The sequence below is a fragment of the Laceyella sediminis genome (genome assembly GCF_003003125.1).
GTDB lineage: Bacteria > Bacillota > Bacilli > Thermoactinomycetales > Thermoactinomycetaceae > Laceyella > Laceyella tengchongensis.
In genome coordinates, this window is the sequence record NZ_PVTZ01000041.1 from 1 (window position 1) to 1,366 (window position 1,366).

Genomic DNA, 1,366 nt, shown 5'->3' on the forward strand with positions numbered 1-1,366 from the left:
CGGATTAACCCCTTAATTTTGGACAGAGTGTATCTTAAGCTCGCTTTTTCACCCTTTTTCAACTAAACTCGAACGGTTGAAGTCAAAATCAAATGCTTTTGGTTTTGTAAGTAAAATTCGTTTGGAGATAAATCCTGTAAACTAGAATGAATTCGACGTTCATTGTAAAAGCTTATGTATTCTGTCACTGCCTCATAAGCTTCTCCATACGTTTTAAATTCGAAACGAGATAAACATTCATCCTGTAACAAGCGATGAAAGGCTTCAATGTGGGCGTTTAAGTTAGGTGTTTTAGGCGGAATTCGTTCATGCTCCAGCTTGAACTGTTCACATGCTTGTCTAAAGGCATGTGAAATAAACTGAGGTCCATTATCTGATCGAACCACAGGCTTTACCTCTGCATCGAATAGCTGGCGCTTGAAAAGCGCCGCTTGTATAGTACGGATCACATCTTTCGCTTCACAGGAAAGCCCTATGTGATAGGCAACAATCGAGCGATCAAACACATCTAGGCAAGATTGGATAAAGAAAAAGCGATCTTCCCCTGTAATATATCCATATTTAATATCTGTTTCGAATAATTGGTTTGAAGCGGTAACCAGGCGATTTCGAGCAATTTTTCTGGGATAAGAAGTTCTTTTTTGACGCTGAGGTCTCAAAATCCCCAGCTCTTTACATAATCGATATACTTTTTTCTTGTTAATGATTAAGCGGTATTGCCGTCTCAACGAGACGGTTAGCTTTCGATATCCGTAAGCATAACCATCTCCCTCAATAAGCTCCATCAGCCATTCTTGAATTTGTTTATCTGAGACTTTTATTCCATTGAGTAAAAGGGAGTAACCAGGGATCGGTCTTCCCTCACTTACAACATTTTCTTTTGGTTTCTCCTTTTTATGATAGTAGTACGTGGATCGAGCTACTCGAACCAAACGCAATACAAGAGAAATCCGATATCCCTGTTGAATGTAGTGATCTGCTACTTCAATTTTTTCAGCAAGTGAGGGTTTTTCTTTTTTACTAGGTCACGCAAAATAGCTAGTTCTAAAGCCTGCTCTCCGAGCAGCTTTTTAAGTTGTTCATTCTCTTGAGCTAGGGTTTTGGCCTCTAAAGAGCTGACAGAATCTAGAGAAACTTCACCAAACTGACCTTCGTTATATTCACGAATCCAGCGATGTAGCATGTTTGAAGCAATTTCATAGCGTCTGGCTACCGCTGACTTGTTTCCTGTTTCCAGCGCCTCTTTTATGACTTGTAATTTAAACTCCTGAGAGTACCGATTTCTTTTCATTTTTCTCATCCCCCATCACTAGTAGTGTAATCCACTTACACTCTTAGTGTCCAAAGTCATTAGGGGGCTAAAGAG

2 protein-coding genes are annotated in these 1,366 nt (G+C 39.8%); both read right to left on the reverse strand.

Annotation, left to right across the window (positions count from 1 at the left end; translation table 11 throughout):
- Positions 1-62 precede the first annotated feature (62 nt).
- Entirely contained in the window at positions 63-938 is an 876-nt protein-coding gene (locus tag CLV36_RS16875; protein ID WP_106343411.1) for an IS3 family transposase, read from the reverse strand.
- A gap of 41 nt (positions 939-979) precedes the next feature.
- Complete coding sequence (locus CLV36_RS16880) at positions 980-1,291, reverse strand: transposase (RefSeq protein ID WP_022738396.1); 312 nt, start codon at positions 1,289-1,291, stop codon at positions 980-982.
- Positions 1,292-1,366 lie beyond the last annotated feature (75 nt).